The sequence below is a fragment of the Tardiphaga sp. genome, assembly GCF_041424195.1.
Lineage (GTDB): Bacteria > Pseudomonadota > Alphaproteobacteria > Rhizobiales > Xanthobacteraceae > Tardiphaga.
The window spans coordinates 18016-27099 of sequence record NZ_JBGMOE010000225.1; the positions used below are offsets into that span (position 1 = coordinate 18016).

General features: G+C 63.0%; 8 protein-coding genes. 2 read left to right on the forward strand and 6 right to left on the reverse strand.

Going from position 1 to position 9084, the window contains the following annotated elements:
• Positions 1–11: 11 nt before the first annotated feature.
• The 3 genes from ACEK02_RS31440 to ACEK02_RS31450 all read right to left on the reverse strand — a co-directional run bounded on the left by ACEK02_RS31440 (position 12) and on the right by ACEK02_RS31450 (position 2710).
• On the reverse strand, positions 12–626 hold the full coding sequence (locus ACEK02_RS31440) for a 2-hydroxychromene-2-carboxylate isomerase (RefSeq protein WP_371425527.1): 615 nt from the start codon (positions 624–626) through the stop codon (positions 12–14).
• A 98-nt stretch (positions 627–724) separates the two neighbouring features.
• Positions 725–2023: an MATE family efflux transporter gene (locus tag ACEK02_RS31445; RefSeq protein WP_371425541.1), complete on the reverse strand. Its 1299-nt coding sequence runs from the start codon at positions 2021–2023 to the stop codon at positions 725–727.
• An 84-nt stretch (positions 2024–2107) separates the two neighbouring features.
• Positions 2108–2710 (reverse strand): DUF2239 family protein, encoded by a 603-nt coding sequence (locus tag ACEK02_RS31450; RefSeq protein WP_371425529.1) that lies wholly within the window; start codon positions 2708–2710, stop codon positions 2108–2110.
• Positions 2711–2843: 133 nt separating this feature from the next.
• Between ACEK02_RS31450 and ACEK02_RS31455 the strand changes: the two genes are divergently transcribed.
• Entirely contained in the window at positions 2844–3509 is a 666-nt protein-coding gene (locus ACEK02_RS31455; protein WP_371425531.1) for a glutathione S-transferase family protein, read from the forward strand.
• Here the strand turns inward: ACEK02_RS31455 and ACEK02_RS31460 are convergent.
• The 3 genes from ACEK02_RS31460 to ggt form a co-directional block, all read right to left on the reverse strand.
• On the reverse strand, positions 3506–4405 hold the full coding sequence (locus tag ACEK02_RS31460; protein WP_371425533.1) for an amidohydrolase: 900 nt from the start codon (positions 4403–4405) through the stop codon (positions 3506–3508). The two genes, ACEK02_RS31455 and ACEK02_RS31460, sit on opposite strands and share 4 nt — an antisense overlap.
• The gene (locus ACEK02_RS31465; RefSeq protein WP_371425535.1) at positions 4392–5696 is read right to left on the reverse strand and encodes an MFS transporter; all 1305 of its coding nucleotides are present in this window, start codon (positions 5694–5696) and stop codon (positions 4392–4394) included. The genes ACEK02_RS31460 and ACEK02_RS31465 overlap by 14 nt, the downstream gene beginning before the upstream one ends.
• A gap of 76 nt (positions 5697–5772) precedes the next feature.
• Positions 5773–7518: a gamma-glutamyltransferase gene (gene ggt, locus ACEK02_RS31470; protein WP_371425537.1), complete on the reverse strand. Its 1746-nt coding sequence runs from the start codon at positions 7516–7518 to the stop codon at positions 5773–5775.
• 106 nt (positions 7519–7624) lie between these two features.
• Here ggt and ACEK02_RS31475 point away from each other — a divergent pair, with 106 nt between their 5' ends.
• Positions 7625–9016, forward strand: coding sequence for an MFS transporter (locus ACEK02_RS31475; RefSeq protein ID WP_371425539.1), 1392 nt, complete (start codon positions 7625–7627; stop codon positions 9014–9016).
• Positions 9017–9084 lie beyond the last annotated feature (68 nt).

The window sequence follows — 9084 nt, forward strand, 5'->3', positions numbered from 1 at the left end:
GGTGCCCTCCGTTATTTGCCGGCGCTGGTGATCAGTTCCTCGACCTCGCGCAGCTGTTCCTTGCCGAAGAACATTTCATCGCCGACGAAAAAGGTTGGTGAGCCGAATGCGCCGCGCTCGACGGCGGCCTGCGTGTTGGCGACCAGCACCGCCTTCACCTCCGATTCCTGCCCGCGCGCGAACAGTTTTGCGCCATCGAGACCGGAGTCGGTGAGCGCCTTGATGGCTACTTCGGGGTCATCCATCTTCTTTGGCTCACCCCACATATGATGGAATGCCGCCTCGACATATTTCTCGAACACGCCTTCAAGCTGTGCCGCGATGGCGACGCGCATCAGATTCAGCGTGTTGACCGGGAAGAACGGGTTCATCGTGTAGGGCTTGACGCCAAACCGTTTCACGAATCGCTCGGTCTCGAGCTGATGAAATTCACGTTTGTTCTTGACGCCGGCATAGGTTTCGGCAGGGGAGCGATTGTTGGTGGCCTTGAAGATGCCGCCCAGCAGTACGGGGACGTATTCGAACCTAACGCCGGTGCGTGCCTCGATCGCCGGGATCGCCAGATGGCTGAGATAGGCGTTAGGGCTGCCGAAATCGAACAGGAATTGCGGCGATGTCTTGGTCACGATGGCCTCCCGGACTTTTTATAGGGCCATTGTGGCGCAGCGCGTGCGCTGCGTCCACCGCTTTTATGATGAGCATAATACTCTGGCGCAAGGACGCGTCAGATCAGGCGCTGTATGGTCCGCTTGCGCCACACCAGCATGTAATAGCTCATCTGCAGAATGAACATGGCGCAGAAGGTGATGGGGTAGGCGGCCCAGACGCCATCGAGGCCGATGGTGCGGCTGAGGATGATGGCCGAGGGTACCTCAATGGCGACGATAGCGAACACCAGCAGCGCCAGTGGCGCGAACACCGTTCCGCTGGCGCGCATCATTCCGGAGAATGAGGTGGCCATGCCGAAGAGCACCGAACTCCACAGCACGATGTGAAGCGATCGCTGCGCGAGTTCAAGTACGACGGGATCGACGATAAACAGATTCATGAGGCTGCGGGAGAACAGATAGGCGATCGCCACCAGCCCGCCGGTCAGGACGAGGTTCATCAGCAGTCCCGTGCGCACGATGGCGCCGAGGCGGTCGGTATGGCCGCGGCCGATAGCCTGTGCGCCGAAGATCGAGACCGTGATCGATATGGAGATGGCGGGAAACTGCACATAACTCAAAACCTGATTGACCGCGCCATAGGCCGCTGTAGCGTTGGAGCCGAAGCCGTTGACGAGGCCGAGCAGTACCAGTTCGGCCACCGACATCACGGCCATGCCGGCTGCCGAGGGAATGCCGATCCGCAACACCTTGCGCAGCAGCGCGCCGTCCAGCCGGATGCTGCGCAGGAATTCTGCGTCCGGCGCGAGCGCGTGATGTTTGCGGCGCAGATACATGGCAAGCCAGACCAGCGTGAATGCGCCCGACACCGCCGAGGCGCAGGCGGCGCTGGCGACGCCAAGCCGCGGCAGGCCGAACCAGCCCTGGATCAATGCCGGCGTGACGGTGAGACCGATGACGGTGGACAGTGCCAACGCCCATAGCGGCGTCACGGTGTCGCCGACGCCGCGCATCATCGATGTCATCAGAATGAAAATGAAGGTCGCCGGCATCGCCAGCATCATGATGCGGGCATAGGCGGTGGCCGCATCGAGAACATCCGGCGGCGTCGCAAGTGCGATCATCAACTGTCGGCTGAACAATCCGCCGAACACGGCGATGATCACGGCAAGCAAAATGGCAACGGCGAGGGTCGTGCCGGCGACGGCCTTCACCTTGTGGCGTTCGCCCGCGCCCCAGGCCTGGCCGATGAGCACCGATGCGCCCGCTCCCAGCCCGACAACGAACGAAACAAAGAGGAACATCATCGGGAAGAACACCGACGCTGCGGCGAGCGCATCGGTGCCGATCATCTGGCCGACATAGATACTGTTGATGGTGCCGAACAGCGACTGCAGAATATTGCTCAGCATCATCGGTGCGAGGAAGGCGAGAAAGGTCTTCCCGAGGGGAGGGGTGTCGGACACGGGGTATTTCCTATGTATTGGTGGAGCGGCCGATCACGCGGAGGTTGGTTCGGCGCGATCGCTGAAGGCAAGCTTGACGATGTGGTCGCGGATGTCGGCGGGCCATGCGGCGATCAGGTCGACAAAGCGCCGCCGGTCGTCGGCGAACAGCGCGCGCGATGCTTCCTCGAAGCCGGGCCGATTGCCTGCCATCGTCGACATGAAGTGATAGGTGGCGTCACGCGCGGCGCGTAGCCGGTCGCGGTCGCCATGGGCGCGGCGCGCCGCCTCGACCAGTTTTCGTAACGCGACCGACGCGCCGCCCGGTTGGGCGCCGAGCCATTCCCAATGCCGGGGCAGCAAGGTGACTTCGCGGGCGACGACGCCGAGCTTCGGGCGGCCGCGGCCGCGGGGCTCCGCCGCGGCTTCCGCGGGCGCCGCCGGCGGTTGGGGCAATCGGGCGACGATGTCGCGGTGGCTGCCGCGCAGATCGAGATCGATAGGTCGCCCGGTTGAATCGTCGAAGATAGTGATTGGGTCGGCGATCTGGCCAGCGGAGGCGATTTTGACTGCGATGGCTACCTCGGCCAATGGCCCGGTTGCCAGCAGCCGGTCACCGGCGAATGCACTAAAGGAATTGTAAGGTGCTGGATCCATTGTGAAACCTGCGACGTAAAAGCTGCGGGGGAATACAGAAGATACCGCATGATTTATACCCGGGTGATTTTTATGTCAATATCATCCGGGTGATAATAAGTTGCTCGCCGGGCCGCCGCCCAGAAGGATCGCCATGCTGACTGTCCATCACCTCAACAATTCACGCTCGCAGCGCGTGCTATGGCTGCTCGAAGAGCTCGGCGTTCCCTATGAGATCATCAGATACAACCGGCAGCCCAACATGCTGGCTCCGCCGGCGCTGCGGGCGATCCATCCGCTCGGCAAATCGCCGGTCATCACCGACAACGGCAACACGATCGCCGAGTCCGGTGCGATCGTCGATTATCTCGTCACCACTTACGGCGAAGGGCGGTTGATCCCGCCGCCCAACACGCCGGAGCGTCTGCGCTTCACCTACTGGCTGCATTATGCCGAGGGATCGGCGATGCCGCCGTTGCTGTTGAAGCTGATCTTCCTGATGCTGCCCAAACGCGCGCCGCTGCTGATGCGCCCGCTGGTCAATGCGATCTCAGCGAAGGCGCTGAGCACACTGGTCGATCCGCAGTTGAAGCAGCACATGGCGTTCTGGGAAGGCGAGCTATCAAAGAGCGAATGGTTTGCCGGCGACGAGTTCACCGCGGCCGACATCCAGATGAGCTTCCCGCTCGAAGCCGCCTCGGCACGCGCCGGGCTGGAGCATGGCCATCCGAAGGCGATGGCCTGGCTGGCGAAGATCCACGCGCGGCCCGCCTATCAGCGTGCGCTGGAGAAGGGCGGGCCGTATTCGGTGGGGCGCTAGACCGCCGGGAAGCCGAACAGCTTCTGTGGGTTGTCCGTGAGGATGCAGTTACGCACCGCCTCGTCCGGCACCCAGTCTGCGAGCAGGTCAAGCAACTCGCTCACGCCCATCATCACGTCCCAGTTCGCCACATGCGGCCAGTCGGAGCCCCAGACGCAACGGTCGGGATTGGCGGCGACGAGCTTCTGCGCGAACGGAATTGTATCGCTATAGGGCGGCCCACCCTGAACGCTGGTGCGATAGGCGCCTGACAGGCGCACCCATGCGCCATCGCGCACGAGTCCGACCAGAGCATCGAAGCCCGGATCGTTGACGCCGCGCGATGTCGGGAAATGTCCCATGTGATCGACCAGGAACGGCACCGGGAGTTTTGCAAAGCGCGAGACGAGAGCCGGAATGTCCTTGGCATCGATCAGAAACTGCAGATGCCAGCCCATCTCGCGGCAGAGCGAAGCGTAGTCCTCAAGCTGCGCGAAACCCATTCCGCCGCCATAGAGCACGTTGAGGCGAAGGCCAACGACGCCGGCCTCCTTCAAAGCAGCCTTTTCCTTCTCGGGACAGTCCAGTCCGATCACTGCGATGCCGCGCAGCCGCTGGCGATTGGCGGTGAGCGCATCCACCAGCAGGCGGTTGTCGGTGCCGTGCACGCTGACTTGCGTCAGCACGCCATATGTTATGCCGGTGGCCTCGAGCATCGACAGATAGGACGCCGCCGTGGCTTCCGGCGGTGTGTAGCTGCGTCCGGCGACGAACGGATAGTCCGGCGGCAGACCGATCACATGGGCATGGGTATCGACAGCGCCACGCGGCACGGTGAACCGTGTCGCGCTGCGTTGGGTCGGCCGCGGCCCCGGGCAAGCCTGGGGCTCGCTCGATGATGAATCAGGCGCCCGCATAGAGAATACGTCCGCGGGTTTCGGGCAGCGCGAAGGCTGCAAGGAAGAACAGGCCGTAAGCCAGCACGGCGAAGATCGCGATGGCATTGCCGAGGCTGGTGGTGTTGGACAGTGCGCCGACCAGGAACGGGAACAGAGCGCCGATGCCACGGCCGAAATTGTAGCAGAAGCCCTGGCCCGATCCGCGCAGGCGCGTCGGATAGAGTTCCGTGAGGAACGCGCCCATGCCGGAGAAGTAACCCGACGCAAAGAAGCCGAGCGGGAAGCCGAGGATCCACAGCACCTCGTTGGTCAACGTGACCTGCGTATAGATCAGGATGACGGCGATGGCGCCGAGCGAGAAGGTCAGAAACAGATTCCGCCGGCCGATGCGGTCGGCGAGCCACGCGCCGACGAGATAGCCGACGAAGGAGCCGACGATCAGCGCCGAGAGATAGCCGGTCGATGAGACGATCGACAGCTTGCGCTCGGTGGTGAGGAAGCGCGGCACCCAGAAGGTGATGGCGTAGTAGCCTCCCTGACAGCCGGTCGCCGCGAGCGATGCGAGGATCGTGGTCTTCAGCATCGGGCCAGTGAAGATCTCGCTGAGCTTGGGCCGATCGCCGCTGGCGTTCTGCCTGGCGCGGGTCTCCGCGGCGATGACCGGCTCCTCGACGTAGCGGCGCAGATACAGCACCAGCAAAGCGGGCAGCGCGCCGATGGCAAACATCCAGCGCCATGCGACGTCCGGCGGGAGATAGGAGAACAGGATCGCTTGCGATAGCACGGCGAGACCCCAGCCGATCGCCCAGCCGGATTGCACCGAGCCCACGGCGCGGCCGCGATACTGCGGACGGATCGCTTCGCCCATCAGCACCGCGCCTGCAGCCCATTCACCGCCGAAACCGATGCCGAGCAGCGCACGCGCCACGAGCAGCTGATCGAAATTCTGCACGAAGGCGCAGATCAGCGAGAAGAACGAGAACCAGAGGATTGTGAGCTGCAGCGTGCGGACGCGGCCGATACGGTCGGCAACATAACCTCCAAGCCAGCCGCCGATCGCGGAGGCAAGAAGTGTCACGGTGCCGGCGAGGCCGGCCGTGCCAGGATCGACCTTCCACATCACGATGATGGTGCCGATCACCAGCGGATAGATCATGAAGTCCATGCCGTCGAGCGCCCAGCCGGTGGCGCAGGCCCAGAACGTGCGGCGCTCCGGCGCATTCATGTCGCGATAGAAGGCCAGAAGGCTGGTGTCTTCGATCTCCGCGCGCTCGATGGCGCCGGGATTGGTTGGTCTGTCGCCGCTCATGATCGCTTCCCCCGTTTATGATCTTGGTTGGGGGCGCTCATCCGCCCCCTGGGAGTACCGGATATTTCTTCGGGCGTTAGTATCCAGACGCCTCAGCGCCACGCGTACGCGGATCGGGAGCACCAAGCAAGCCGTCTGACGTCACGAGAATAGAATTGGCCGAAGTCTGGCCCATCGGTTCGACCACCTTGTGGCCCATCGCGCGCAATGCGTTGAGAGTCTCTTCGCTGAAGCCGCGTTCGACGCGGACTTCATCGGGCAGCCACTGGTGGTGAAGGCGCGGGGCGGCGACGGCCGACATCACATCCATTTTGTAGTCGAGCACATTGACGATCACCTGCAGCACCGTCGAGATGATGCGGCTGCCGCCGGGCGAGCCGGTGACGAGAACAGGCTTGCCGTCTTTCAGCACGATGGTCGGCGACATCGATGACAGCGGCCGCTTGCCTGGTCCCGGCAGGTTGGCTTCGAAGCCGACCAGGCCGAAGGCATTCGAGGCGCCGGGTGCTGCGGTGAAATCGTCGAGCTCGTTATTCATCAACACGCCCGTGCCATCGGCGACGAGGCCGACGCCGTAGGGAAAGTTCAGCGTATAGGTATTGCTCACAACATTACCGGCAGCATCGACCACGGAATAGTGGGTTGTATTCTGCCCTTCACGCGGCGGCACCGCAGAGAGCGCATCGGTCCATGGCGTCGCCTTGTCGAGATCGATCGAGGCGCGCTGTTTGGCGCCGTAGTCTTTCGATGTCAGTATCGCAATCGGTGCGTTGACGAATGCAGGATCGCCAAGATAGCGCGCGCGATCCGCATAAGCGCGTTTCATCGCCTCGATCAGCAGATGCAGCGACGGCGCCGAGCCTTGCCGCAAGGCTGTCTCAGGAAAGCCTTCGAGAATGTTGAGTGTTTCCAACAGCACCGTGCCGCCGGATGACGGCAGCGGCATCGAGACGATATCGTAGCCCCGATAGCTGCCGCGCACCGGCTGGCGGATCACCGGTTGATAGTCCTTGAGGTCTTCGATCGCGAAAAGGCCGCCAGCCTTGTTGATGCCATCGACCAGCCTCTGCGCCACCGGGCCCTCGTAGAATCCGCGTGGCCCCTGTGCTGCGATTGCCGTCAGCGTCGCAGCAAGGTCGCTCTGGATCAGCGTATCGCCTGGTTGCAGCGCTGTGCCATCGGCGCGTGAGAAGATCTTGACCGATGATGGCCAGCGCGCGGTGCGTCGCCGCAGGTCGGGCAGCGTGTCGGCAATATCGTCCGCCACAACGAAGCCGTCGCGTGCCAGCGCAATCGCAGGCTGCAACAGATCGGACAGGGTGAACTTGCCGGAGCCGTATTTCTGTAGCGCCAGCGAAAGTCCCGCAACGGTGCCGGGAATGCCTATACCCAACGCGGAGTCGCGCGATTTCGCGATATCCGGATTGCGGTCGCTGCCGAGAAACATGTCACGGGTGGCCGCCGCCGGTGCGGTCTCGCGGTAGTCGATGGTGATGTCCTCGCCGGAGGCGGTATGGATGACCATGAAGCCGCCGCCACCAATATTGCCGGCGCGGGGATAGGTCACGGCCATCGCAAAACCGGTGGCTACTGCGGCATCGATTGCATTGCCACCGCGCGTCATGACATCCGCGCCGACCTTGGCGGAGATCTTTTCCTGGGCGACCACCATGCCATGCTTGGCGGTGATGGGCCTGAGCGTGCCCGGCGGTGCGGGGGTATAGATGTCACGCGCCTGCTGCGCGTTTGTCGATGCCGGGACGACGAGTATCAATGCGAGTGCTGCGATGCACGCACAACGCAGGAAAGCAAACGGTATCATCGATCACTCCGGCTGACAGCGGACATGATCGCATCGCCGTCTCGAATGCTATATGGCTTGTGAAACGTACGAGACAACACTCTGTGATTCGCGGGGGATACCATTCATGGCGGTCGCCGCCGCTTCATCAGCCTCTGTGACAGCCGCGCCCAAGACCTATCCGCCGCGCTCTGCGGTGATCAGCTGGATGTTTTTCGACTGGGCGGCGCAGCCTTACTTCAGTCTCATCACAACCTTTGTCTTCGCGCCTTATTTCGCCACGCGCGTGGCGTCCGACGCCGCAACCGGGCAATCCCTGTGGGGCTTCGCGACTGCCGCCGCCGGGCTGATCATCGCGCTGGCATCGCCGATGCTCGGCGCGATTGCGGATGCGAGCGGCCGCCGCAAGCCGTGGATCGCAAGCTTCGGCGCGATCTTCGTAGTCGGCGCCTGCATCATGTGGATCGGCAAGCCCGGCGATCCCGCCATCATCCTGCCGTTGCTGATCGCCTATGGCTTCGCGACCATCGGGGTGGAATTCGCGACCGTCTTCAACAATGCGATGATGCCGACGCTGGTGCCGCCGGACAAAATCGGTCGCCTGTCCGGCTCCGGCTGGGCGCTGGGTTATGTCGGCGGCATTCTCAGCCTCATCATCGTGCTCGGCCTCATGGCCGCGAACCCCACCACGGGCCGCACGCTGTTCGGCCTGGTCCCGATCCTCGGTCTCGATCCCGCGACCTTCGAGGGCGATCGTATTTCGGCACCGCTGTCGGGATTGTGGTTCGTTGTCTTCGTGCTGCCGATGTTTCTGCTGACACCCGACTTTCCCGCGAAGGTCTCTGCGCAGAGCGCCGTGCGGGAGGGTCTCTCCGATCTCAAGCACACGCTCGCGGAACTGCCGAAACATCGTTCGATGATGGCGTTCCTGATTGCCAACATGATCTATACCGACGGGCTGGTATCGCTGTTCGCCTTTGGCGGCATCTATGCGGCCGGCACATTCGGCTGGAATACGATTCAGATCGGCACCTTCGGCATCATCCTGGCCATTGCCGGAACGTTCGGCGCCTTCATCGGCGGAAAACTCGACGACGCGTTCGGACCAAAGCGCGTGATCACCGGCAGCATCCTGCTGCTGCTGACCTCGATCATCGCGATTTTGCTGATTGATCGCGAGACCATCTTCTTCATCAAGGTCACGCCGCCGGTGCCAGGCGGCGGTCTGTTCGCGGCGCCTGCGGAAAAGGCCTATCTCGCGCTGGGTTGCCTGATCGGCATGGCGGGCGGTCCGCTGCAGGCGGCATCGCGCACGCTGTTGATCCGGCTGGCGCCGCAGGATCGTATCGCGCAGTTCTTCGGTCTGTTCGCGCTGACAGGGAAGGTAACGTCCTTCATCGGGCCGTTGCTGATCGGCCTCGTCACTGCAGTCACCGCCAGCCAGAAGGCTGGCATGGCAGTGCTGGTGCTGTTCTTCGTCGGAGGACTTGGCCTGCTCGCACGCGTGCGAGAGGCCTGAGTTAGGGAAGGCTTAGGGCCGATCGACATTCATTGGTTCCAGATCATTGCTGCGGCGAGGTGGATGAA